This window comes from Paenibacillus sp. S150, assembly GCF_019352175.1.
Lineage (GTDB): Bacteria > Bacillota > Bacilli > Paenibacillales > Paenibacillaceae > Paenibacillus_AQ.
Genome location: NZ_JACBYI010000011.1, coordinates 97,212 through 121,486, shown reverse-complemented (window position 1 = coordinate 121,486; position 24,275 = coordinate 97,212). Strand labels below are relative to the sequence as shown.

Below are 24,275 nucleotides of genomic sequence, written 5' to 3'. Positions count from 1 at the left end.
GATAATAGTTCTCATTGACAGATAGTCTGACATTCTATATTCTACGATTGTACTCCCTGCGAGACTTCGGCTTGATACATACCCTGCAGGATACACAAATGTGCATACAGAAAAGGGGACTGGAAATGAAGAGTGTATTCAAAAGATATGTGCCGCTGCTGGCGGTTTTGGTAATGGCGGTTATGATCGCAGCGTGTTCCTCGAATACAGGCAATCAGAATGAAGCTGCGGAATCGGCCGCACCAGCGGCCAGCAGCACTGCCGCCCCGGAGGAGACTGCTCCGAGCACCAAGACTGTGTACCCGCTCACAGTTGAGAATTACACGAACAACGGTGAAGGCACGGAATGGAAGGCAAAATCACAGACCTTCGACAAAGCACCGGAAAAAGTCGTAGCCAATACCCAGGGCTCCGCCGAGCTGCTGATCAAGCTGGGGCTTACCGACAAAATGGTGGGTGTTGCCGCACTTTACGGTGCAGGTGATCCGGCGGTACAGGAGGAATTCAAAAGGATCCCCGTTATCTCGAAGGATTATGCGAGTAAGGAACTGGTTGTGGGGGCAAGCCCGGATCTCGTTCTGGGACGCAGCGGCCTTTTTGCGGATGCGGATTGGGGCGTAGGGACTGTAGAAGGCTTGAACGAGCTGGGCATCAAGACGTTCGTGCAGAGTACCAGCTTGGAGGGAGCCACACTCGACAGCTTGTACAAGGATATTGAGCAGCTGGGCCGGATTTTTGATGTGCAGGAGAACGCAGCCGCCTATACCGCTGAGTTGAAGGAGCGTGCGCAGGCGCTTAAGGATAGCGCAGCGGCAAGCGGTGAAAAGACCTTTGCTTATGTGTCCGATGGCGGCAATGGGGCCATTGCGGTCTATAGCGGGAACATCGATACTTTTGCAGGAGATGTGCTTGGATTGCTTGGACTTAAAAACAGCTTCGGCGACGTTACCGGTGAAATCAGCAAAGAGCAGCTGATTGCAACCAACCCGGATGTCCTGCTGCTCTCGGTGTATACCGGAGGAGTGGACCCGGAGCAGACGCTGGAGGCATTCTACGCCGATTCGTCGCTGCAAAGTCTGAATGCCATCAAGAACAAAGCGATTTACCTGATCGACTTCAACCAGTTCTGGGGCTACAGCTATTCTATCTTTGACGGAGCCGAGAAGCTTGCATCGGAACTGGTAGCTGCACCGTAAGTCAGCTTGATAATTAACGGCAGAAATGCTGTTAATAAGGCTGGCCCGGGGTGTAGGCGTGGAAATAACGTCAGAAATGCTGTTAATAAAGCCATCGCCGTGCCTTAGGCGTGTCGAATAAGTAGATCCAGAGTTCAACTTGTATGAAAGCAGATTGAGTGATCACGCAAGTGATGATTCAATCTGCTTTTTTTGAAATAATAAGACCCCCAAGCCGCTGCGCGGCACCACTGAGGAATGAAATATCGCTGCGGCCGCGTTATTCAGTGCGGAATTTAATAAATTCCACGCTACCGCTTATTCTTCCATGTTTATTTGCATGGATGGTGAAACGCGATAAGGGAATTTAAATTTTGAACATTCAACTATAAAGATATAGAATGAAGTAATTAACGATTTGATAACAGCTTGGGGGAACAGAGAAGTGGAACTGGGAATAAGCACTTTTGTCGAAACAACGCCTGATGTGAGCACAGGTGAAACAATGAGCCATGCGGAGCGGCTGCGTGAAGTGGTGGAGGAGATTGTACTCGCGGATCAGGTGGGTCTGGATATATACGGTGTTGGTGAGCATCACCGTCCGGATTTTGCCGCATCCTCGCCTGCGGTTGTAATGGCTGCAGCGGCAGCCCTAACGTCCAGAATCCGGTTGACCAGCGCGGTTATGATTCTGTCGTCAGCCGATCCGGTCCGTGTATTTCAGGATTTTGCCACGCTGGACGGACTTTCGGACGGAAGGGCAGAGATTATGGTCGGCCGCGGTTCGTTTACGGAGTCCTTTCCTTTATTTGGCTGCGATCTGAAAGACTATGAAACCTTATTCGAGGAAAAGCTTGATTTGCTGATGAAGCTCCAGAAGTCCGGGAAGGTGAGCTGGGAAGGGCAACACAGGGCCGCCATACATAATCTGGAGATTTATCCGCGTCCGGTGCAGCAGCCATTGCCGGTATGGATTGCCAGTGCGGGGAGTCCCGAATCTGCGGTCCGTGCAGGTTCGCTCGGGCTGCCTTTTGCGCTGGCAATGATCGGACCGGTGCGTCCGCTGCAATTTGCGTCGCAGGTTCAGCTCTATAAAGAAGCGGCCGCACGTGCAGGCCATGACAGCTCGGGGCTGCCGATTGCGGCGCATGCACACGGCTTTGTCGCTGAGACTACGCAGAAGGCGATTGAACAGTTTTTCCCTTCCACCTATGCAAGAACGAATGTGAGAGCGGTGGAGAAGGGGCTTCCGCCGTACCACCGTTCGGATTATGATGCGGCATGCAGCTTTGAGGGGGCATTGTATGTGGGGGACCCGGAAACCGTGGCGGACAAAATCATCCACCTGCGCAAGCATGTGGGAATCACGAGATTCCTGCTGCATGTTCCCCATGGCACGATGCCTCATGCCGAGGTGATGGAAGCGGTCAGGCTGTTCGGAACCGAAGTGGCGCCGCGCGTGCGGGAGGAAGTGGCGTATTGGGAGGAGAATAAGCTGTAAATGGCTGCCAATCTAATTCTTGCCGGTTAGCACAGGGCGGCGGCTGACCCGTTGAAAGCGCGAATGGATACTGGAAAAGTCAATGCCAGGAGCTTGTTCAAAGGGGCTTGGGCGGCGGGAAGGAGCGGAACCCCTGGGACCGGAAGCCAGCTGCCGAAGCGGCGCTCCATCGGATAAGAAAAACTCAAAAGTCCTGCAAATGAATGGAAGCAGCCTGATTTACAATTTGTCCATTACATGTCTTGTCCATAACAAGATGTCGTTTCCAGTCTTGGGATGGTATGATAGGAAACGGGGTGAATATGAAAATGAATAATAAAACAACGACCGGTGAAGCAGTAAAAGAAACAGAAACAGGCGAGGAAGCTGCCAGCCCACAGGAAACCATGACCGAAGAGAAAATGGCAGAGCTTGTACAGGCGGTTCATCATAATGGCATTGTGGCTCTGAAGATGCATTTCAATGAAGTACAGGGACAAGTGTTGAACCTGGAGCCTTATGGTCCGGTATTTGTGTTTCATGTGATGAATGAAGAGAAGGAAGTCTATTCCTGCGGATTTTTCCTGCGCGAGCTGATTGCCAGATTCCAGTCCAACAACAGTCCTGCGCTGTGGATGGCGTCCTTCTTCATCGACCTGATGAAGGTCAAGGGAGGCAAGGCTCTCACGCCGCCGCCTGCAAGTGAAGAAGAAGCCAAAGCCATGATCGATAACGTACTCGTGCCGCATTGCATTGCCGCCGTGCGTGAAGAATTTGCTCCGGAGCAGGTGCACGCCGGCCTGGCCTGGAATGAAACCCACGGTCCCGTGTTTGAAGCGGGATTCCCGGCGGTTACCGAAGGCAATAACGTATGTGCGATTCCGCTGCATATGCTGTTAATTCATCTGCAGCTCAACCGTGATCCTTCGGAGCTGCTGCTGCAGGGCTTGTACAACATCCGGAAAGAACATGGCATGGATTGAGCAATAGTCTGCATTTGCAGCATGAAAGAAACAGCCCGTATCCTTTATGAAGGAAGCGGGCTGCTTTTGTTCAAAGATAAGAATTGATCCTGAATTCCGAAAGTAAGTATCCACAAATCCTCTAAAAAGCTCTACACGAAGGGATTTCTTGCTAAAAACAGCTTGCACCCAATGGATGAAGGAAAAAGGAGGTTTATCCCTTGTCCGATCTGGATTTGTTCAATTCACTTTCGGAATTCAGGTTTATTTTATATGTTTCACGCTAAAAATTAGCCTTATCTTTCCCGCTGAAACGGATACCGTCCTTATAAGGACGGCGTAGCCGTTTCCACTTGTTATTGGTTGGGGAATTATGGTTTCTAAAAAATGCTGACAGCTAAGCCTGATGCTAAACGGTGGTTGGAAGGTAAAACTGCCTTTGATTTCGCTTAGAGTGGGCGGATGGCGGAAAAACATCAGTAGCATCAGGTACAATGTCAAGGTGTGTGCAAACGAATTCATCTGAAAGGGTGATGTTGGTCTTGGGAACCTGAGGGTGCTGTTTTGCAGGAGGAGGTGCAGAATTAAGGGAGCTGACCGGGTTCGCTACCGCAGGCAGGGGAGTGAAGTGGAATTAGTGAAACTAAATGGACTGAAATGCTTGCGGTAGAAGGAATAGTGGGAAAAAGTGAATTTAATTTAGGCGTATTCCCCTGAAAGGAGGAGAAACGGAGGAATTAGGTTTCCTTTTTCCCACTAACGCTTGTGAAAAAGAGGATGTGGGGGAATTTATGTGTACTTTTTCCACTTGGGCTTGCCGCCGCCGGGTCTCAGCAGGAAGGTCCTGGAGGGATTGGGGAGGAAGAGCTTCAGCCGGCCAGGGGAACCGCAGAGCCAGGGAGCCGCAGCAACCTTAACCCCTGAAATTTCAAACGGCAACGCAGTCCAGTGAAGGACGGGATAGCCGTTTTATTATTTGATCTCGCGGAGGAGAGGGTGATGCCCGCTGTAGGCTTTACCCGCCTGACCCTAGAGGGAGTTGCAGAACGTGCGGGGACGGAAAGACGGAAAGACGGTCATCTGCCGGCCTGCCGGCGGTGGCCGAGCCGGAGCCGGCAGATTTTGGCGGCGCTGTGTTCACGGGGGCCGGTGTTTTTTTGAAGAGAAAGTTCCAGAGGAGACCGGAGCACTGCGCAGAGATGTGATCATTCAGCTTCACCGTATGGCGTTGCCCATGCAGGAATTGGGTCCAGAAGCCATTGAATGCCGCCTTGTGCAGCGCAAATCAATCTGCGGCAAACAGGAATATTCTGCACAGAAAACATATACAATGCAAAGGGAGCGGCAGTGAAGCGGTTTCGGGGTCGTCAGAATTCTGCCGGAGAAAATCGAAACCGGTTGGGGAACAGGGGCTTCCTTAATGGGGCTAATGGGGGCTGCCTGCTGTTCATTCTGCCGGTTATGGAATGTGAAAGCTTATACATACGGAATATGTCGGACGGGTTTCAATTGCACGTTCGCGCGGCGTGTATTGAAATAAGCAGGTAACCATACTTTTAGGAGGAATAAGATGCGTAGAAGAGGCAGGATTTGCAGTTTGTTTGTAATGTTTACACTTCTGATTGCGTTAATACCCGTGGGAAGTGCAAACGCAGCTCCGGCATGGAATCTGGTATGGAGCGATGAATTCGACGGCACGTCCCTGAATACCGCAAACTGGACAGCCGAAATCGGCACGGGCAGCAGCGGCTGGGGAAATAACGAGCTGCAGTATTATACGAACCGCACCCAGAACCTTCAGGTAACAGGCGGAAATCTGGTCATTACGGCGCAAAAGGAATCCTATAACGGCAGCAGCTATACCTCTGCACGGATAAAGACACAGGGCAAGAAGAGCTTCACCTATGGAAAAATTGAAGCCAGAATCAAGCTGCCTTCTGGTCAGGGGCTATGGCCGGCCTTTTGGATGCTTGGAACGAATATAGATACCGTGGGCTGGCCCAAATGCGGAGAAACGGATATTATGGAGCGGGTCAACAATAATGCCTTTGTCAACGGCACGGTCCATTGGGATGCGAACGGCCAGGCGGATTACGGGCAGGTTTCGGGGAGCCTGGACTTTTCCCAATACCATGTATACAGCATTGAATGGGATGCGAGCTATATCAAATGGTTCGTAGACGGCGTCCAGTTCAATCAGTTCTATATTGAAAACAGCACCGGCAACACCGAGGAATTCCATAAGCCGTCCTTCCTGCTGCTGAATCTTGCCGTGGGAGGAAACTGGCCTGGAGCTCCGAACAGCGCGACCGCATTCCCTGCGCAGATGCTGGTTGACTACGTGCGTGTCTATCAGCAGTCTAGTGCGCCGAGTATTGTAAGCGGCGGAGTCTATACTTTTGCCTCCAAAGCCAGCGGCAAGGTCATGGATGTTGTGGATGTATCCACGGCAAGCGGAGCCAAAATCCAGCAGTGGACCAACTATACGGCCGTTAACCAGCAGTTCAGAGTGGACAGTACGGGAGACGGTTATTACAAACTGACGGCCGTGCACAGCGGCAGGGTGCTCGATGTCCCAAGCTCATCCACGGCTACCGGCGTACAGCTTCAGCAGTGGGATGACAATGGCAGCAATGCCCAAAGGTGGAGCATTGTCGATGTGGGAGGAGGCTACTACAAGCTGATCTCCAAAGTAAGCGGTTTGGCCGTGGATGTATCCGGATCTTCCACAGCCGACGGAGCAGCGGTTCAGCAGTGGACCGACAACGGAACGGACGCCCAAAAGTGGGCGCTGACCAAGGTGAACTAATTCCGGTTGTACCTTCATTCGAATGGAAGTACAGCCTCGCGTTAACTGCAATGCAAACGGAGAACGGCGATGGGAAGGATTCCGTCAGCCGTTCTCCGTTGTTCATTATTTGAAATCCATATAATTGAAGTTCCAACCGTTGGTGACGCTGTATACCCGCAGAGTTTGAGTTCCTGCACTCAGGGTTACAGTGGCGGTAGCCGTCTGCCAGGTCTGAAAGCTTCCCGTATTAGGCACCGTTACTGCGGCTAACACGGCTGTGTCCTTCATCAGCTGAAGCCGGGTATTGTCGTAAGGACTTGCGACCCGGAATTCGACAGTATAGGTTCCTGCCTGGGCAACGTTTACTGTGTAGTCCATCCAGTCCCCGCCATCCGTATAGCTCACGTTCAGTGTCCCTTCGGAGCAGGCCTCTGTCTGTATGCCGTTCATTGCTGTATAGCTCTCCGCTTCGATCTTGCCGGGAACTGCATTGCCCGACGGCAAATTAATGGTGTACGTGCTGCTTGCGACGTCGGAATCGGACATGCCGGCCTTGACAGCTATGGCTTTGAGGGTGCCCGTGCTTGATACTGTAAGCGGACTGCTGTAAGTGGCGGAATCTGAAGCGGGTGCTGTTCCGTCCGTTGTATATTTGATTGTGGCGCCTGCGGTGGCGGAAGTCAGCGTTACGCTCTGTGCCGAAGCATATGTTCCGCCCGCCGGGCTGAATACAGGCGCCGCCGCCTGATTGGCCACAGCGGTGCCATAGACTTCAAACTCCCAGAGGGAGTAGCCGTAGCCGGTGGTTCTGGCCGTGCCGGACAAGCGGACATAGCGGGCTGTTACCGGCGTGGTGAAGGCAAGGGTTTCAATTCCGCCGGTTCCTCCGGTCCTGGTAAAGGCATCGCTCCAGTCGGCATTGTCGGCGGATACCTGAATCTTGTAGTCCTTGCCCGCCGCAGTCTCCCAGTTCAGCTTGACGCCTGTGACACTGTAGGCCGAGCCCAGATCGGTCTGAATCCACTGCGGATCGCTGCTGGCCGACTCCCAGCGGGTTGAAGCGCTGCCGTCAAAGGCTGCGGCTGCTGTATTGCCGCCTAGTGAGGTAGAGGCGCTGGCCGTTTTGTTCAGTGCCAGATTTGTGCTGTCGGCGCTGATTGTAAGGACGGAGACAGCTACGGCAGAGTCGGTCATTCCGGACTTGTAGGCAATCGCCTTCACCGTAGTCGTCACCGGCACGGTGAACGAAGCGGAATAGAGCGTGCCCGTACTTGCTGTAGGTGTCGAACCGTCTGTCGTATAGCGGATACTTGCGCCCTGTGTGCCGCTGGTAATCGTCACGTTTTGGGCTTCTGTATAATTCCCCGTAGCCGGAGTAATCACCGGCTGCGCAACCTGGCTGGCAGCATTGATGATGTAGGCGGCGCTGGAGGTTGTGGAATCCTGCAACAGCTCCTTGAAGGCTTTGGCCTTGAGTGTCATGCTCTGTGCTACATTGACAGGTGCGGTGTAGCTGGCCGATGCCGCTGTAGGCTCGCTGCCATCCGTAGTATAGCGGATAGTGGCTCCTGCCGTCGCGCTGGAGATAGACACCAATTGGGCCGAGGTATAAGTTCCGCCTGCCGGGCTAAAAACAGGTGCAGCTGCCTTTTCATCGGAATTCGGCGGCTGAATGCCGTTAACCGGATTTCCGGCAACGGTTTTCTTGGCCGGAACCGTTATGGTGCCTACGATGTCTCCGCCTGCATTCCGGAAGACAACGTATTTGGTTTCGTCCGTAGGATTCCAGATGTTGGCCGTATAGGTTCCGTTCTTCTTGAACATTTGGTAGGTGGACCAGTTGGAGGACCAAATATCCGTTGTGCGCGTGCCGAAGGCATCCATGGCATGGAGGAACCAATAGGTATTCGCCCATTCTTTTTTGCCGTTGTTGTCATCGTTCGCAATTTTGACCGGGTCCCATTTGGAGAGCGCATCCTGAGGGTTGCTGAGCGCCTCGAACGGCCAGATGATATGATACCAGCCAGTCTCGGGCCCGCCTTTGTCCGTCTTGAATGCGTTGTAGGTTCTTGCCGCCGCATCGGGACGCAGGCCGAGATAGGTCATATATGGAGCGGTCGGCAGCCACTGAATGCCATAGATATTATTGGCATCGGCGGCAAAGTAGGTTCCGTAGAAGTTCTTGCTTCCAAATAGCTGCCCGACGACTCCATGCCTGTAGCCCGGGAGCCAGTTGTCCTGGTCATAATTGAACCAGTACTGCATGACGGAATTGGTCTCTACCGCATAGACCCACATCCCGGCATCCCGGTAGGCATTGTTGTTGGTCAGAACCCCCCACAGATACTCGCCTGCATAAGCGAACAGCGCCTCGGAGGTGGCCTCCTGATTGTTGCCGTCGTAGCTGTCCCCGTAGCCTCCGGCCCAAGATACCCCTTCATAGGGATCAAATGCCCGCATGAACGGATACATGGAATCGGTGCGCGAAGGATTACCGACATCCCGGATGAGATGCTCGACGATGCCGCCGTAGCTGTTCACGAAATCCTGGTCGTAAGTGCCGAGGATCGCCGAGGCGTAAATGTAATAGCCCCATACATAGTGATGGTCGGACATCCATTTGGCCATGCCGTGATCTCCGCCGTCTCCCTGCATTGCCCCCCATTCAGGAGTGTAGTACAGATAATACGGGTAATCATCCGGCCACCCCCCGCTGTAGGTGTACCAGTCCGTCAGGATTTTTTTCAAAATGGATAAGGCCTTGTCGCGGATTGCCGTTTCACCCAGCTGGTCGGCGATAAGTATGCCCTGTGCCAGCGGCTGAAGGTTCTTGCCTTCCCAATAAGGGTCATCCCACATGTAGTTATTCTCCAGCATGTCATTCATGGTATTCAGATAGCTGATCGCGTCAGCCTTATTATAAGAGCTGGAGCCGGTCGGCTCGGCGAATTGCGGGATAATGCCTGTGAACTTGTTCTCGGTGGAGAAGGTGCTGCCTTCATGCACTTTCATGATCCCCCGGATGGAGGGATAGGTATGAGCGGTTAAGGAGGTGCCGGAAGCCAGCGATTTCCATTGGTTCGGCAAAAGCGCCATCAAGGAATCCGCCGGGAAGCCGCTGCGTTTCAGCTGCACGGTTGAATTGTAGGTTGTCGTAACGGTACCGGTTTCGTCCTGAACATTGTAATTGGCTCTTGTGTCGGTAACAAAGGCATAGGCGTGCAGGTAATAGTAGTTCAAGTCGCCGTTTGCGGGCAGGGTGGCGACGGACAGATATTGTTCCTGGCTCCCCAGCTGGATGGTAAGCTTGCCGCCTGTTCTCTTGAATATGCTGCCTGCCGGAGCGAATAATCCGTAGGATCTTGTCCTGCTGTTGCCGCCGCTGTCGGTATTGACCACTTCAACACCGATATGGTCAGCAGTTACCGAAGCTCCGTCGGCTGCCAGAATCGTCCCGTTGCTGTCATTGAAGAAGCGGGTGGAGCTGCCGTTCAGCACAAGAAAGGGAGAGCTTGGATCGGTAAACTCATTGTAAAAATACGGTGAGCCCTTGACCAGTGTGGTCTTCATCTTGTAGGTGCTGTCGTCGCTTAATACAGCTCTCACGGAATAGTCGCCGTATCCGTCTACTTTGGAAGACATATTCAGCGGATCAATGTTACCAGCCATCAAATAGAAATCAGGTGCGCCCGCGGTACTGACCGTGTTGCCGTCCGCCGACATATAACCCGCTCCGGGATTCATAACGCTAAGCCCCTGGTCGGTATATTGCGTCCGCAGCGGCAGGGAGACCAGACCGTCGCTGAGGCGTTTGATGAGAATAGACTGCCACCATCCGCCTGAAGGCAGCGGCCCGGTTACGTTGGCTGTTTTATATTCGGGGTAGGTGGGGGTGGTGGTTGTAATGTCATTGGTTTTGTAGCTTCCCGCACCGACATTGACGATTTGCGGGACGGGCTTGTCGGGAATATGGACTGCCGGTACAGGATCACCCGTTACGAAGTCATAGACTTCGAGTTCATACAGCGAGTACCCGTTGCCTGTTCCCCTGGCAAAACCGTACATCCTTACATAGCGCCCGTCTGCCTTGACCTTGATGGTCTCGACTCCGCCGCGCCCGTACAGCTGTCTGTATACCGTGTTCCAGTTGGTTCCGTCACTGGATACCTGAATGTCATAAGACTTGCCGTACGCAGCCTCCCAATTCAGGATCACCGTGCCGATTGTATGCGTGCTGCCCAGATCGACGCTGATCCACTGCGGGTCCCAGGACTCGGATGACCAGCGGGTCGTGTAGTCGCCGTCGTTCACTTTCACTGCCGCCACGATTCCGGGGTCCGTTGACCAGCTGGGCACTTCCCAGGTGGAGGCCAATACCGCTTTATTCACAGCAATATTGACAGGGGGCGGCGGCTGGGGCGTGGTGAATTCACCGTATACCTGGAATTCATACAGCGAATAGCCATAGTCGGCCAAGGCGCGCTGCGTGCAATAGACACGCACATATCTTCCGGTTCCCGCAAGATTGGTTAAATCGCTGATCCCGCCGGTTCCGGCTGTGGTGGAATAAATATCGTTCCACGTATTGGCGTCGCTGGATACTTGAACCTTGTACGCTTTGGCATAAGCGCCTTCCCAGCTCAGATAGACGCGGTTGATATTCGCCGCCGCGCCCAGATCGACGTAAATCCACTGCGGGTCCATTTGCCAGACGCTTGCCCAGCGCGAGCTGATGTTGCCGTCCACAGCCCGCTCCGTCGTATTGTCGCCTTCAGCCGAAGAGGCAAGAACCGCCTTCCTAAGGGATAAGAGCTGCGAAGCTGCGGCATGGGCGGGACTTGCGCCGAAAGAAGCCCCCAGACTAAGCAGCATTGCCAGGCTGAGCACCATGGCAGCAATCCGGTTGCCTTTGCGGGCGTGGAAATCACTTCGTGGATACACTCACCATTCCTCCTTGAATTTATTCTCAAATGTAAACGAATTCATTTACGATGTTCACCTTACAGGAGGGAGCAAAAGGATGCAATACGTCCTAAGTGGAAATATAGAAAAACACCGGAATATTAGTATGTATCACTAAATTATGGCATCGGAATTACACCCCGAGCATGTTGCGGTATTCCTGCGGCGTCATGCCGTAATGCTTCTTGAACAGCTGTATGAAGTAGCTGGATTTCTGGTAGCCGAGCATGACGGAAATTTCATAGATTTTGTCCGGCGCTTGTGAAAGCAGGATCTTCGCCTGCTCCATGCGGATGCGGAGAATATACTCGCTGATCCCTTCTCCGGTCTCCAGCTTGTAGATTTTGGAGAGATAGGAGGGGTTCAGGTAGACGCTGGATGAGATCGTCTGCAGGGAGGCGGCGGAGAGATTCTGCGTGATGAATTCCTGCACCCTGCGGATGATGGAGGAACGGGAATCCCTGTCCATATTGCTGACTGCATGGCGGTAGGCGGCAATCACGCGCTCCGTCCAGCTGCGCAGCTGGCTGACCGTCTGCAGAGGCCGCCCGCCCGCCACGGTAAAGAAATCATCGCCGAGGGTATCCGCCAGCCATTTTTTTGTGCGGTGGATCAGCGAGGCGATGGAGGAGGCAATCGAAAAATAGGTTTCGAGAATATGCTCCTGTGAATCAGGCCAGTCCTCCTCCAGCTCCCGGAAGATGGCTCCCACCTTGTCTTCGGCCGCTTCCCATTGGCCCATTTCCAGCAGGGTGCCCAGTGTCGGTGTGCGGTACAGCTCTCCGAGCGCCTGCGTTTCACCGCGTTCGGGCGCTTGGGCGAGTGAGACGAACAGCTCGGTATCATTGCCGATGAAATGGCGGAAGCCCGCGAGGGAGGACTGGTACATGAAGCTGAGTTCACCTGGAAAAAGCCCGCCTTTGCTGGTGAGAACAGAAATACCGGCTTGCAGATAGGATTTGGCCGCCTGCTGAAGCTGGAAGGCCTGCGTTTCGATCCAGCCGTTCAGTTCTTCCTCCGTTTCAGCACCGCCTGCCCCATCCCCGGAAGGCTGTCCGGGCGAAAGCACGCAGACAATGAAGCCGTTCGCGTCCATGCAATGCCACAGCCGCATCCGCTCGCCGAACAGCTCGGATGTCATATTCGCCAGCGCATACTCAATCAGCGCCCCGCCGGCAGGATTGTGGATATCCTTCGTATCGTCGATCCGCACCAGCAGCAGCCGGCAGGCCGCGCCGTATGCCATCCCGATTTCGTACATTGCAAGCTTGCTGCCCAAAGGTCCGGGAGCCGTGGACTGCTTGCCGGACAACAGATCCAGCAGCAGATATTCACGCAGCTTCGGCAGCTGTTCACGCAGTGTGCAGGCGGCCTTTTGCAGGGAAGCGATGTCCTGCCATTCCTGCTCCAGCTCGCCCAGCGCCCGCCGGACCGCCTCCATCAGCTCCTCGTCCTCAACCGGCTTCAGCAGGTAATTGCTTGAGTGCAGCCGCAGCGCCTGCTGGGTGTATTCGAAATCGGCATAGCCCGTCAGCAGGATGCACTTGATATGCTTCCATCTGCTCCTGATTTCAGCAATCAGCTCCAGCCCCGACATGCCGGGCATGCGGATATCGGTTACAACGACGTCAATGGAATGCTCGTAGAGCAAATCCAGCGCCTCCTTTCCCGAATAAGCCTTGTGCACGGTGCCGATGCCGATTTCCTGCCAGTCCAGCATATAAGCCAGATCATCGGCAATTGCCGTCTGGTCGTCGACAATGAGCAATTGATGCATACTGTTCCCCCCTTGATCATTTTTTGTTTCAGGCGCTGCCCTCGCCTTGCGTCACAGGCCAATACAGTTGGGCCTCGAAGCCGCCCTCTTTCCGGCTCAGCACGCGCAGTCCCGCGTCCGCTCCGAACTGCAGCTGCATCCGCTGCCTTGTGTTCCACAGGGCGCAGCCCTTGTCTTCGGCCGGAGGCGTTACAATTTGCCGCTGCAGCGCGGCGAGCTGTTCTTCGGTTACGCCGACGCCGTTGTCCCGGACCGAGATGAGGTGATAGGAGCCGGCGGTGCAGGCGCCGACCGCAATGCTCCCGCATCCGGCGGGCTCAATGCCGTGGAGAACGGCATTCTCCACGAGCGGCTGCAGAATCAGGCGGGGCAGCTCCAGCGCGGCGAATTGCTCGGAAATAGCGATTTCGTACCGGAGATCCTGAACCTTGATCGCCTGGATCGCGAGGTAGCTCCGCACCAGCTCCACTTCTTCGCGCAGCCCGGCGGTCTGGCGTTCGGAGCGGGTGGTGTAGCGGTAGTATTTGCTCAGGTGCATCGACAGCTCCATCACCGTGTCCTTCTCGCCGAGCCGGGTCAGGCTGCGGATAAGCGTGAAGCAGTTATAGAGAAAATGCGGATTGATCTGTGACTGGAGCTGCTTCAGGTTGGCGTCGCGGGAGCTGATCTTCTCCAGGTAGACATTCTGAATCAGCCCCTCGATCTGCTTGGCCATATCGTTGAAGCTGACGAGCAGGAAGTGGAATTCGTTGCGCGGATGAAGCACGTTGATCATCGTGTAATCGCCCCGCTTGAGCCGGCGGACGCCGCGCACCAGCTCCCGGATCGGCACCTGGACATTGATATAGAGAACATAAGCCGCGATGGTGCTGCCGATCAGCAGGAAGAAGATTGAGCCGTAGAACAAATAGCCGTTCGCCGTAATCGGGCGCACCACGTCCTGGATCGGCGTATAGTCGACCAGGAACAAGCCGAGCTCCGGCATCCAGACGCAGCTGACCGCATATTCGCTGCCGGAGAGCATCATACGGGTAAACGGCTTTTGGGAAAGCATGTCCATATCCATTCCGGCGATCAGTTCGGCCTGCAGCGGTTTGTTGGCATCCTGCGGATGAATCACGTTGCGGCTTGGCGTAATAAAGAACGGATCGCCTTTGCCGCCCAATTTGAACCGGTCCAGTGCCTTCGTCAGCTCCGTGACGGGAAAGCTCATTTCCACGATCAGTGCGGCGTTGTTAAGTGCGGAGGAATAAGGCTCCGTAATATAGCGGACGAAGCGCGGCTGCTTATGGTAGTAGGCAGGCACATCCTCCGTATATCTCCAGACGCGGGAGAAATTGCGTCCCATCAGTCCCGCGTCATAGGAAAGGGTGACATTTGAGGAGACAAAGGTCCGGGTATCGGGCGCATAGAGGGAGATCGTTGTATCCCAGGTGGAGGCGGCAATCAGCAGCTGCAGCTTCTCATCGATCCGCAGCTTCTCGTTGGTCTGTTCATACAGCGTGGCGATTTCACTGAATTCAAGAGCGCGGACGTTGATATCCCCGCTGATGATCAGGCCGCTTTTGGAGAGCTGCTCGGCAATGGTGTCGGTCTGGGCGGCAAAATAGGAAAGGTCCTTGTACATCGACTTTTCCACCTCGTCCGATACGACGCGCAGGCTCGTCCGGTTGGAGAACCAGTACAGCACGAGGATCGGAATGAGCAGAAGAAGAATCAGACCCATGATTTTTGTAAACGTATTCAATTTTAGGCTCATGGCCAGTCGTCTCCTTCAATCATGAAATGGCAGGAAACAAAGAATAGGGCATCGTTCTCAAATTATCGGCGCAGACCTGTAAAACAGGCCTTGCTATACTTACTATTGCAGGAGGAAAGCGAAAATGTCAATCCTGTAATAATACCCCAAAGCGGCTTGTTTCTTGGATACGGCCTTATGAATACCGGACAGCAGTTGCTTCCAGAGCAGCAGACGGTGTTCACAAGCGGATTCAGCCGCTGTGCGGAAACCCGGGGAATACATAGCTTCTAAATATGGCAAAAAGGTGGAGTGGGTATGGGAACAACCGATAGTGTGGCCGGAGTCGTTGCACCGGCTGCGAGGACGGGACTTAAGGGTTTGTTGCGGCGGACCTGGCCGCTGCACGTTATGCTGCTGCCGGCAGTGGTGCTGCAGTTTATCTTCGGCTATTTGCCGCTAAGCGGCCTTGTAATCGCCTTCAAGGATTACAAGCCCTATGACGGAATATGGCATTCCAAATGGGTGGGACTGGATCATTTCCGCTTCATGTTCGAATATCCGGACAGCAAGCAGGTCATTATGAATACCGCCCTGATTGCCGGATTGAAAATTGTCTGCAACATCATTGTCCCTTTCGTGTTCGCACTGCTGCTGAACGAGGTCAGACGCAATTCCGTCAAGCGCACGGTGCAGACGCTGGTGTATCTGCCTTATTTCATTTCCTGGGTGTTCCTCGGGGGGATTCTGAACGACATGCTGTCCACGGACGGCATTGTGAACAGTGTCCTGCACAGCTGGTTCGGCCTGAGTCCAATCCTGTTCCTCGGCAGCGGCAACTGGTTCAGGTTCATTGTCGTGCTCAGCGATGTGTGGCAGCAGTTCGGCTTCGGAACCATTGTATATCTGGCGGCGCTTGCCGGGGTGAACCCTTCGCTGTATGAAGCGGCCGAGGTGGATGGCGCGAACCGCTGGCGCCAGACGCTCAGTGTGACGATCCCGTCGCTGACTCCCATCATTATCGTTGTGGGCACGCTTGCCGTCGGCAATATTTTGAACGCCGGCTTTGATCAGATCTTCAATCTGTATAATCCGCTTGTGTACGACAAGGGCGACATTATCGACACCTTCGTGTACCGGACCGGCATCCTGAACGGCCAGTACAGCTTCGGTACGGCGGTAGGCATCTTCAAATCGGCCGTCGGCTTTGTGCTGATTGTGATCGGTTACCGCGCCGCATACAGGCTGGCGGATTACAAAATATTCTAGGGAGCGTGCGGGCATGTATTACAAATCACGGGGGTACAAGCTGTTTACGGTGTTTAATTACTTTCTGCTGCTGCTGGCCGGACTGCTGTGCATTCTGCCGATGGTCCACATTCTGGCCATCAGCTTCAGTGCCAGCGCGCCGGCCAATGCGCATCTGGTCGGCCTGTGGCCGGCCGGTTTCAACCTTGAGTCGTACACGAAAACCTTGAACAATCCGAACTTTACGCGGGCGTTCCTGGTTTCGGTAGTCCGAACGCTCCTTGGAACCGCCATGACCATGAGCGTCATCACGCTGGCCGCCTATGCTTTGTCCAAGGATTCGTCCGCTTTTAAGGGCCGGAATATGTATTCGTGGTATTTTGTCTTTACCATGCTCTTCACCGGAGGGATGATTCCTTCGTACATCGTGGTGCGGAACCTGCATCTGATGGATACGATCTGGGCGCTCGTGCTGCCGGGAGCGGTTCAGGTGTACAATATGATTCTGATGATCAACTTCTTCAAGGCAACGCCGAAAGAGCTGGAGGAGGCTGCCCTGATCGACGGCGCCGGGCATTTCATCATTCTGTTCCGGGTCTACCTGCCGCTGGCGCTGCCTTCCATTGCCACCCTGTCCCTGTTCTCGATCGTCGGCAACTGGAATGCCTGGTTCGACGGCTTGCTGTATATCAACGACTACCGGAATTATCCGCTTGCGACCTTCCTGCAGACGATCATCGTGCAGCAGGACTTCAGCAAGCTGAATCCCGACATCAACGAGCTGAAGAATATTTCACAGCGGACGGTAAAGGCTGCCCAAATCTTTATCGGCATCCTGCCTGTGCTGATCGTATATCCCTTCCTGCAGCGTTTCTTTGTAAAAGGCATCGTGCTTGGCGCAATCAAGGAGTGAGGGGCAAGAGGATAATATTTTGGCATCCGGAGCAAGTTTCGGGCATTTCCCGAAATCCAAACCGGTTTTATAGTGAGAATGCAAGGGAAAGGAAGCGTTATCAATCTGATATTGCAGGGGGAAAAAGAATATGCGGTTTCAACGAACGGCCGGCATGCTGCTGGCAACGGTATTGATGCTCGGCCTCACAGCCTGCTCGGGAAACAATAACAATGAGGCTGCTCCGGAGAACAAGCCGCCCGCCGCCGGCACCGGGACGAATGCCTCCGGCGGCGTCGACGCAACCGGTTGGGACGGCGAGAAGTATGCGGAGCCGATTACTCTGACCACCGTCAAGGGCATCGGCACCAACTACTTCTTCAAAACCGGCGAGACGATGGAGAACAATGTGCTGCAGCGCTACATGAAGGATCATCTGGGGATTGATGTCAAATACGATTGGATCGTTACCGATACCAATGACGCCTACAAGACGAAGCTGCGCCTCATGCTCTCCTCGGGTGAAAAAATGCCGGACATCATCACCTACCGCGGCGAGGTGGAAACGGTCAACATGCTGATCGATTCCGGCCAGTTCATGGAAGTCGGCGGCCTGTTCGACAAGTATGCCGGAGACCATTACAAAGAGGGGGTAGCGCTTAATCCGGATACCTGGCTGCCGGTAACGCGCGACGGCAAGCGGATGGCGCTTCCGGTTCTCGATTACGCCTACAATGACGATATGCTGCTGTGGCTGCGCCAGGACTGGATGGATAAGCTGGGCCTTGAAGCCCCGGAGACGCTGGCAGATCTGGAGAATATCTTCGATGCTTTTGTCAATAAAGACCCTGACGGCAACGGGAAGAAAGACACCATCGGGCTGGCCACCGGCTTCAAGAACACCTTTCTGGGCTGGATGGCGGACATCAGCTGGCTGTTCGGCGATTACGGCACCATGCCGGGGCAATGGAATAAGGCATCCGACGGCACGCTGGCCTACGGCTCTATTGATCCGGGCGCCAAGCAGGCGCTGGCCACACTGAAAACATGGATGGATAAAGGCTATATCTCCAAAGACTCCGGATTGAAGGACGAAACCAGCGCTTCGGAGCTGTTCACCAAAGGACAGGCAGGTGCCATCGTCGGCCGCAACTGGCTGCCGGACTGGCCGTTCGGCGATCTGCTGAACAACGTGCCGGGAGCCAAATACAAGGGCTATCCGATCCCGGCGGGCCCGGACGGCAAAATCGGCGCGCAAAGCGGCAATCCGTCGGTCAACGGCTGGATGCTGATCAACAAGGAGGCCAAGAATCCGGAAGCGCTGATCCGCTACTATAATTTCTTCTTCGACAACTGGGCCAATCCGGTGCAGGGCAGCGAGTTCGAGAACGGCTTCGCCGAAGGCTATGACTGGGCGAAGCTGCCGGACGGGACAATTACGAAGGACCCGCAGAAATATCCGGAGCTGTTCCCGGACTATGCGGACCGCACGCATCTGGTTGAACCGATCTACTACTCGCTGACTTTCGAGGGTGCCCGCCAACCGGCACTGTACGCCGATACCATGATCAAGCTGGCGAACGGCGGAACGCCGGAAACGCCGTATGAAATTCAGGCGGCCGCAATACGCAAGCCGGAGAATCTCGAAGCGATGACCATCATTCTCGGACAAAAGGATATCCGCATGAAGAACTACTTCCAGGGACCGCTGACCGACACCATGAAGCAGAAGAACGAGCTGCTGAACAAGCTGCTCAACCAGACGTATTCGAAGATTATTTACGGACAGTCGCCGATCGGCGAGTTCGATACGATGGTGGAGAACTGGAAGAAGTCCGGCGGCGACCAAATTACGCAGGAAGTCAACGACTGGTATAATTCCGCCAAGTAACAGCATATTCCACAGGCCGTCCGGCAAAGAGCCGCTTCCAAGTTACCGTGAATACGGCGGTGATTTGGCGGCGGTTATTTTACTGTCAGGGGGAAAACAATCCGGGGATTGCCGGAGAATGATCCATCTCCATTAAGATTGTTAAGACGCATATAACCAATATTTCAGCCAGGCTGAAGGCGGACGACTGCACGAAGGCAGCCGTGTATGTTCACCGGAACGGGGAGCGCTGCTGATAGGCAGGCTCCAGTCTAATTTTTTACTTTTCGCGGCCAAATAAAGTAAGAGCTTGAGATGATCAGATCAATGACCAGCACAACTGTCCACACGCCCAGTATGCTGGAGAGCGCTCCCGTCCGGTCCGGATCGTCAATCCAGGCAATGAGTCCATATAAAATCCCCGCCCCCAGCAGAAAAGCGAGCACATGCTTCAGCCAGCTTTTGAAATAATGCTTCGCGTGGTCCAGGCCATAACGTTTGGCGGGTGCGGGTCCCTGCTTGGTTACATAATAGCGGAAGCGCTCGTCAGCCCAACGGATCATGCTTTTGCCGAACACGACAGACACGGAAATATAAATCGCTGCCAGCGCATGTGCCGTGGTGGCGGAAGCGCCGCTGTTCAGATCGATGCCTGCAATCAATAACAGAATCAGATCCAGAACCGGAGTTAAGGCGAGGAAGAACAATCCCAGCTTCTTTTGTCCGAATAGATAACGTGCCGTAAAACCGGCAAGAATGACCACCCAGAACAAGACTTCGCAGGCGACAATCGCCCAGGCCACCAAATTCATAATCCACCTCTTTTGCACAATAAATGTGTGTTTGATACAGGGAATTATATCAACGGGCTTTAAATAATACAACTGTATTTTTTAAATTGCGCTTGTAGTTTTCTGTATGATACAATATGGACATGCCCAAAATAGTGGATCATTCGGAGAGAAAATCGCATATTGCAGAAGCAACCTGGCGCGTCATCATGAATCAGGGGATGAAGGGAGCGACGGTACGGAAAATTGCGCAGGAAGCCGGAGTATCCCTGGGAGCCTTGCGCCATTATTTCTCTTCACAGCATGAGCTGCTTGCTTTTGCCATGAATCTTGTAAAAGAACGGGTCAACGCCAGAATCGCCGCCATTCTCGGACTCGGGCTGCCGCCCAAAGAGAAGGTTACAAGGGTTCTGCTGGAGCTGATACCTGTAGATGACACCACCATGGCTGAAATGGAGGTATGGTTCGCCTTCGTCTTTCACCTGAAATATGCGGACGAGGAATATGCCGAGCTGAACGATGAAATATATCCCGGTATACGCAGGCTGGTTGACTATCTGGACCGGCAGGGAGTGCTGAGGCAGGATCTGGATAAGGACAATGAAGCGGAACGGCTGTATGCCCTGGTTGACGGATTGGCCCTGCATGCCATGCTGGAGCCTGAGCGGCTGGACAAGCAGCGGATCATCTGTGTGCTGACGGGCCATATGAATGCTATATGCAACGTTTAATTTGGAAAGTCCGGGAGGAGCAGGGTATGGAATCCCCTAAAATCACTTATGAACCGGTAGACAATTATATCGGCAAAGCCCCTGCCGGGGTCCGGGAGAGGCTTGAGGCGGTAAGAAGGGTTATTCATGAGTCCGTACCGGAGGCCGAGGAGAAGATAAGCTATCAAATGCCGACCTTTTTCCTGCACGGAAATCTGGTGCATTTTGCAGCGTTCAAGAAGCATATCGGATTTTACCCGGCACCCTGCGGATTGAGGCTTTTCAAGAGGAGCTGGCACCGTACAAAGGGGCAAAAGGCTCCGTACAGTTTCCGCTCAATCAGCCGCTGCCGCTTGAATTGATCAGCAGGATTGTGAAATTCAGAGCGGCGGAGAATAAGGAAAAGGCGGCGGCAAAGGCGAAGGAATGAGCATGGCGGTAAGGCGAGGAAAAGAGCGCGGCGGTAAGGCGAGGAAATGAGCGCGGCGGTAAGGCGAGGAAATAAACGTGGCAGTGAGATGAAGGAATGAGCGTGAAAGTAAGGCGAAGAAATGAGCGCGGCGGTAAGGCGAGGAAGTAAACGTGGCAGAAAAGCAAAGAAAATGAATGTGGCAGCATAAAAAAAGGGACCCCGGGCTCAGTGGGGGCCTTTTTTAAAAAGATAAGAATTTATATGTTTTGGGGTCCCCGCAAAGTACCTGAGTCATCATCGAAGCCAAGGCCACACTTTGTGGGGTTATTTTGTGTACGCTGTGAGTTAAAACGGAGAAGCCGCTCGAGCTAAGTGGAAAAAGTAAAACTATTTGGCGGGAATCGTGGCTATACCGGGCTTTAGTGGGATTTTGTACAACTAATTCAAGCCCATTTGGCCCATATGGCTGGTTACAGCCGAATTAGTGATACTTTTTCCCACTAAGTTGCTTCATTGGGCCAACCTGGTCAGATTAGTGGTGCTTTTTCCCACTATTTTAGTAAGAATGCAGGTCTCACGGCGAGCAAAGCTCCACACTACAATGGAATCAACCTCATCCATTTGCAGCCTCTGCGGTGCAGCGGCCAGCGGAAAGGTCAGCGGGAAATTAAGCGGAAAGAATGGTTGCACCGGCAGTGTATGCGTTGTTGCGCGGACTAACGGAAACAGCATCAGCCGGGGCGGAGCCTGGCCTGCGCTTACAGCTGCTTATCGTCTACCCCGTCCAGCCAGCCCTCAATATCGCCGATTACCGAGCTGATGCAGCCATCCTCGAAGGGAGACTTCAGTCCGGCCAGCTCGACCAGCTGCAGGAAGGACAGGCTTCCGCCGGCCTGGCAGAGCCGCAAATAATCGCTCCATGCGGATTTGAAGTCCTCGTTCGACCGTTTCCAGAACTGGAAGGCGCAGAGTTGGGCCAGCGTGTAGTCGATGTAATAGAATGGAGAGCGGAAGATATGGGCCTGCTTCTGCCAGAATCCCCCTTGCTCCAGATAAGCATTGCCGTCATAATCGCGCAGGGGCAGATACTTTTTCTCGATTTCCCTCCAGGCAAGCTTGCGCTCGGCAGGTGTCGCATCCGGATTGGCATAGACAAAATGCTGGAATTCATCCACGGAAACGCCGTAGGGAATGAACTGCAGACTGTCGCCCAGATGGTTGAAGCGGTATTTGTCTGCATCCTCCCCGAAGAACAAATCCATCCACGGCCAGGCAAAAAACTCCATGCTCATCGAGTGGATTTCCGCGGCTTCGTAGGTGGGGAAAGCATACTCGGGCACCTGGATATGCCTGCTCTGGTATACCTGGAAGGCATGCCCCACTTCATGGGTCAGAACATCAATATCCCCGGAGGTGCCGTTGAAGTTGGAGAAGATGAAGGGGGCTTTATATTGGCTGAGATAGGTGCAGTATCCGCCGCCCTGCTTGCCTTTTTTGCTGACCAGATCCATCAGCTCGTTCTTCTGCATGAAGCCGAAAAACTCACCGGTTTCAGGAGACAGCTCCTTGTACATCTCGGCCCCGTTCGCAATGATCCAATCGGGACCGCCTTTGGGTGTTGCGTTGCCGTTGCTGAAGTTCAGACTCTCGTCATAATACTTCAGCTGCTCCAGACCCAAACGCTCAGCCTGGCGTTCCTTCAGCTTCCGTGAGGCCGGAACGATATGCTCCTGCACCTGCTTGCGGAAATTGGCCACCATGTCGGCGTTGTAGTCGGTACGCATCATCCGGTCGTAGCCGAGCTCCACGAAGCTTCGGTAGCCGAGCTTGTGCGCCATGGCGGTGCGGACCTTGACAAGCTCATCATAGATACGGTCAAATTCAGGCTCGTGTTCTGCCATGAAGCTGTATCTGGCCGCGGATGCGCGCTGGCGCATATCCCGGTCTGTCGACAGCTCAAAAGGAGCCAGCTGGGACAGGTTCCGTTCCTCCCCTTCGAACTGGATTTTGGCGGAGGCGATAAGCTGGGCATATTCGGTGGACAGCCTGTTCTCAAGCTGCAGGTCCTCGATGATGTCCGGACTGAACGTCCGCAGCGAGATTTCGGCAATCTTCAGCAGCTGAGAACCCCATTCCTGTTCGAACTCGGCTCTGAACTTGGAGTTCACGAGTGCGCTGAAATAGCCGGTTATGTACTCCTGAATCACCGGCCCAACTTCGTCCATGTACTCCTGTTCAGCTTTGTAGAATTCATCCTCCGTGTTGATCGAGTGTCTGATGCTGACCAGCGTTTCCATCGTGTCAAATTCATTCCGCAGCTTATTAATTGCAGTAACAGCAGACTTCTGCTCTTCCAGGCTATCGGCGCTGAGGCCCTTCAGCAGCTCGGTGAAGCTAGCCTTCAGCTTGTCTACGTCAGGACGCTCATAACGGTATTCGCTAAACTTCATGGGATTATCAACATCCTTTCGGGGTAGCTTTCGGTAATATACAACTTGTATTATATAATCTGGAAGAAAATAATTCACTAAGTTTGTAATTGTATTTCCATCTGTCCGGCAAGCTCCAGGAGACCAAGCCCTTTATTGCCTATGCGGTTCCCCATCATCTCTACCCGCCCGCCAGGATCACTTCAATCCGGAGCATCCGCTAAGAGTAACCATCAGCTATAGGATGCAGCTTCAAAAACTGCAGGATTGCATCATTCACCAGAACAGGATTCTCTCTCAGCATGTGGGGGCGGCGGCTGCCTCCGGGGACAACAAGATACTCTGAATTCTTCACCAGCGAGTTCAGGTGCTTCAGCTGTGCTTCCTTTACATAAGGATCATGCTCCCCGGCAATAAACAGGGCAGGACAACGGATGCTGCGGATCTGCTCCTCGCTTAGCTGCGGGAACAGCCGCCAATCTGCGGCGCTCTGCCGCATGAATTCCTGCCAGTTCCCCCGGTGTGCGTCCTCATGTCTTTCAATCATTTGGCTGATGGCGGCATGCTTGCCCTGGGCGATAAGCGCTTCCGGTTCATATTCGTCCGCACCGGACGGATCATTGAATCCGCTGCAACCGATGGCCGTCATTGAAAATACACGCTCTGGTGCGTTGACTGCAACATACATGGCAGCACCCGCGCCCAGGCTGTAGCTGATGAAATGCGCTTTGGGAATATCCATTTGCTCCATGAACACCGTGATATCATCAGCCAGCTGCGGGGTGCTCCAGGCAAGGCTCTCGCATCTGGTTCTGCCGTGGCCTCTGAAATCAGGGAAATAACAGGTGTACGCATTCTGGAAATCAAGAATTTGACTTGCAAAAGCCAAGATTCCCCGCGAATAAGCGCTGTGCAGAAAAATTAACGGCTCCCCGCTGCCCATTTTCTCATAAAACATTTCCAACCCGTTCAACTGAATATATGGCATTAAAATCCTCCTGTTAAGAACAAATGTTCCTTCTATTGTACTCCCAGCAT

At 53.8% G+C, this 24,275-nt stretch carries 15 protein-coding genes and 2 pseudogenes; 10 read left to right on the top strand and 7 right to left on the bottom strand.

Going from position 1 to position 24,275, the window contains the following annotated elements; genetic code table 11:
* Positions 1-125 precede the first annotated feature (125 nt).
* The 4 genes from HYD27_RS12940 to HYD27_RS12925 all read left to right on the top strand — a co-directional run bounded on the left by HYD27_RS12940 (position 126) and on the right by HYD27_RS12925 (position 6,426).
* Entirely contained in the window at positions 126-1,196 is a 1,071-nt protein-coding gene (locus tag HYD27_RS12940) for an ABC transporter substrate-binding protein (protein ID WP_219215704.1), read from the top strand.
* 424 nt (positions 1,197-1,620) lie between these two features.
* A complete protein-coding gene (locus HYD27_RS12935; protein WP_219215702.1) occupies positions 1,621-2,676 on the top strand; it encodes an LLM class flavin-dependent oxidoreductase in 1,056 nt (351 codons plus the stop codon).
* 308 nt (positions 2,677-2,984) lie between these two features.
* Positions 2,985-3,638 (top strand): hypothetical protein, encoded by a 654-nt coding sequence (locus HYD27_RS12930; protein ID WP_228745100.1) that lies wholly within the window; start codon positions 2,985-2,987, stop codon positions 3,636-3,638.
* A gap of 1,549 nt (positions 3,639-5,187) precedes the next feature.
* A complete protein-coding gene (locus HYD27_RS12925) occupies positions 5,188-6,426 on the top strand; it encodes an RICIN domain-containing protein (protein WP_219215698.1) in 1,239 nt (412 codons plus the stop codon).
* A gap of 105 nt (positions 6,427-6,531) precedes the next feature.
* Here the strand turns inward: HYD27_RS12925 and HYD27_RS12920 are convergent, their stop codons facing one another.
* The 3 genes from HYD27_RS12920 to HYD27_RS12910 all read right to left on the bottom strand — a co-directional run bounded on the left by HYD27_RS12920 (position 6,532) and on the right by HYD27_RS12910 (position 14,906).
* Complete coding sequence (locus HYD27_RS12920) at positions 6,532-11,349, bottom strand: galactose-binding domain-containing protein (RefSeq protein ID WP_219215696.1); 4,818 nt, start codon at positions 11,347-11,349, stop codon at positions 6,532-6,534.
* A 154-nt stretch (positions 11,350-11,503) separates the two neighbouring features.
* Positions 11,504-13,147, bottom strand: a complete 1,644-nt coding sequence (locus HYD27_RS12915; protein ID WP_219215694.1) for a response regulator transcription factor — start codon at positions 13,145-13,147, stop codon at positions 11,504-11,506.
* A gap of 28 nt (positions 13,148-13,175) precedes the next feature.
* A complete protein-coding gene (locus tag HYD27_RS12910; protein ID WP_219215692.1) occupies positions 13,176-14,906 on the bottom strand; it encodes a sensor histidine kinase in 1,731 nt (576 codons plus the stop codon).
* Between the two features lie 390 nt (positions 14,907-15,296).
* Here HYD27_RS12910 and HYD27_RS12905 point away from each other — a divergent pair, with 390 nt between their 5' ends.
* The 4 genes and pseudogenes from HYD27_RS12905 to HYD27_RS32010 all read left to right on the top strand — a co-directional run.
* On the top strand, positions 15,297-16,154 hold the full coding sequence (locus tag HYD27_RS12905; RefSeq protein ID WP_228745108.1) for an ABC transporter permease: 858 nt from the start codon (positions 15,297-15,299) through the stop codon (positions 16,152-16,154).
* A 13-nt stretch (positions 16,155-16,167) separates the two neighbouring features.
* A complete protein-coding gene (locus HYD27_RS12900; protein WP_219215687.1) occupies positions 16,168-17,046 on the top strand; it encodes a carbohydrate ABC transporter permease in 879 nt (292 codons plus the stop codon).
* A 130-nt stretch (positions 17,047-17,176) separates the two neighbouring features.
* Complete coding sequence (locus HYD27_RS12895; protein ID WP_219215685.1) at positions 17,177-18,916, top strand: extracellular solute-binding protein; 1,740 nt, start codon at positions 17,177-17,179, stop codon at positions 18,914-18,916.
* A 125-nt stretch (positions 18,917-19,041) separates the two neighbouring features.
* A pseudogene (locus HYD27_RS32010) lies at positions 19,042-19,152 on the top strand (DNA-binding response regulator); the annotation flags it as partial.
* A 15-nt stretch (positions 19,153-19,167) separates the two neighbouring features.
* On the opposite strand, the gene HYD27_RS12890 reads toward HYD27_RS32010, so the two are convergent.
* Positions 19,168-19,707 (bottom strand): hypothetical protein, encoded by a 540-nt coding sequence (locus HYD27_RS12890; protein WP_219215683.1) that lies wholly within the window; start codon positions 19,705-19,707, stop codon positions 19,168-19,170.
* Between the two features lie 122 nt (positions 19,708-19,829).
* Between HYD27_RS12890 and HYD27_RS12885 the strand changes: the two genes are divergently transcribed.
* Both HYD27_RS12885 and HYD27_RS12880 read left to right on the top strand, forming a co-directional pair.
* Positions 19,830-20,417 carry a TetR/AcrR family transcriptional regulator gene (locus HYD27_RS12885; protein ID WP_219215681.1) on the top strand — a complete coding sequence of 196 codons (588 nt, stop codon included), beginning with the start codon at positions 19,830-19,832 and terminating at the stop codon, positions 20,415-20,417.
* A 26-nt stretch (positions 20,418-20,443) separates the two neighbouring features.
* Positions 20,444-20,826: pseudogene (locus HYD27_RS12880) on the top strand (iron chaperone).
* On the opposite strand, the gene HYD27_RS12875 reads toward HYD27_RS12880, so the two are convergent.
* The 3 genes from HYD27_RS12875 to HYD27_RS12865 all read right to left on the bottom strand — a co-directional run bounded on the left by HYD27_RS12875 (position 20,736) and on the right by HYD27_RS12865 (position 24,225).
* Positions 20,736-21,014 (bottom strand): hypothetical protein, encoded by a 279-nt coding sequence (locus HYD27_RS12875; RefSeq protein WP_219215811.1) that lies wholly within the window; start codon positions 21,012-21,014, stop codon positions 20,736-20,738. The pseudogene HYD27_RS12880 and the gene HYD27_RS12875 sit on opposite strands and share 91 nt — an antisense overlap.
* Before the next feature lie 552 nt (positions 21,015-21,566).
* Positions 21,567-23,258, bottom strand: coding sequence for a M3 family oligoendopeptidase (locus tag HYD27_RS12870; protein ID WP_219215679.1), 1,692 nt, complete (start codon positions 23,256-23,258; stop codon positions 21,567-21,569).
* 199 nt (positions 23,259-23,457) lie between these two features.
* On the bottom strand, positions 23,458-24,225 hold the full coding sequence (locus HYD27_RS12865; protein WP_219215677.1) for an alpha/beta fold hydrolase: 768 nt from the start codon (positions 24,223-24,225) through the stop codon (positions 23,458-23,460).
* Positions 24,226-24,275: the final 50 nt, after the last annotated feature.

Excerpts from the sequence above, each read along its gene's own strand:
- HYD27_RS12940 (WP_219215704.1), top strand. The coding sequence starts at position 126 with ATGAAGAGTGTATTCAAAAGATATGTGCCGCTGCTGGCGGTTTTGGTA.
- HYD27_RS12930 (WP_228745100.1), top strand. The coding sequence starts at position 2,985 with ATGAATAATAAAACAACGACCGGTGAAGCAGTAAAAGAAACAGAAACA.
- HYD27_RS12925 (WP_219215698.1), top strand. The coding sequence starts at position 5,188 with ATGCGTAGAAGAGGCAGGATTTGCAGTTTGTTTGTAATGTTTACACTT.
- HYD27_RS12915 (WP_219215694.1), bottom strand. The coding sequence starts at position 13,147 with ATGCATCAATTGCTCATTGTCGACGACCAGACGGCAATTGCCGATGAT.
- HYD27_RS12910 (WP_219215692.1), bottom strand. The coding sequence starts at position 14,906 with ATGAGCCTAAAATTGAATACGTTTACAAAAATCATGGGTCTGATTCTT.
- HYD27_RS12905 (WP_228745108.1), top strand. The coding sequence starts at position 15,297 with ATGCTGCTGCCGGCAGTGGTGCTGCAGTTTATCTTCGGCTATTTGCCG.
- HYD27_RS12900 (WP_219215687.1), top strand. The coding sequence starts at position 16,168 with ATGTATTACAAATCACGGGGGTACAAGCTGTTTACGGTGTTTAATTAC.
- HYD27_RS12895 (WP_219215685.1), top strand. The coding sequence starts at position 17,177 with ATGCGGTTTCAACGAACGGCCGGCATGCTGCTGGCAACGGTATTGATG.
- HYD27_RS12890 (WP_219215683.1), bottom strand. The coding sequence starts at position 19,707 with ATGAATTTGGTGGCCTGGGCGATTGTCGCCTGCGAAGTCTTGTTCTGG.
- HYD27_RS12885 (WP_219215681.1), top strand. The coding sequence starts at position 19,830 with ATGCCCAAAATAGTGGATCATTCGGAGAGAAAATCGCATATTGCAGAA.
- HYD27_RS12875 (WP_219215811.1), bottom strand. The coding sequence starts at position 21,014 with ATGCTGCCACATTCATTTTCTTTGCTTTTCTGCCACGTTTACTTCCTC.
- HYD27_RS12870 (WP_219215679.1), bottom strand. The coding sequence starts at position 23,258 with ATGAAGTTTAGCGAATACCGTTATGAGCGTCCTGACGTAGACAAGCTG.
- HYD27_RS12865 (WP_219215677.1), bottom strand. The coding sequence starts at position 24,225 with ATGCCATATATTCAGTTGAACGGGTTGGAAATGTTTTATGAGAAAATG.